Here is a 570-nt window from a genome sequence, read left to right as displayed (position 1 = left end):
GGCTCCTACTGCTTGTACGTACACGGTTTCAGGTTCTTTTTCACTCCCCTCGCCGGGGTTCTTTTCGCCTTTCCCTCACGGTACTGGTTCACTATCGGTCAATCAGGAGTATTTAGCCTTGGAGGATGGTCCCCCCATATTCAGACAGGATAACACGTGTCCCGCCCTACTCGTCGAGTTCACAATAACAGCATCTTCAGATACGGGGCTATCACCCTTTACTGCCGGACTTTCCAGACCGTTCTCCTGATGCTGCTATTGATTAAGACTCTGGGCTGTTCCCCGTTCGCTCGCCGCTACTAGGGGAATCTCGGTTGATTTCTTTTCCTCGGGGTACTGAGATGTTTCAGTTCTCCCGGTTCGCTTCATGACGCTATGTATTCACGTCATGATAATATCCATTGGATATTGGGTTTCCCCATTCGGAAATCGTCGGGTATAACGGTTCATATCACCTTACCGACGCTTATCGCAGATTAGCACGTCCTTCATCGCCTCTGATTGCCTAGGCATCCACCGTGTACGCTTATTCGCTTAACCTCACAACCCGAAGATGTTTCTCTCGAAGAC

General features: G+C 50.0%; 1 rRNA gene. It reads right to left on the bottom strand.

The annotated features are described in order from the left end of the window. Positions 1-540 (bottom strand): 23S ribosomal RNA (locus AB4J89_RS18975); the annotation flags it as partial. Positions 541-570: the final 30 nt, after the last annotated feature.

Source organism: Proteus sp. STS61-E, assembly GCF_040932335.1.
GTDB classification, from domain to species: domain Bacteria; phylum Pseudomonadota; class Gammaproteobacteria; order Enterobacterales; family Enterobacteriaceae; genus Proteus; species Proteus mirabilis_B.
Note: the sequence above shows the minus strand (reverse complement) of the source record. Positions and strands in the feature narration are given on the sequence as shown.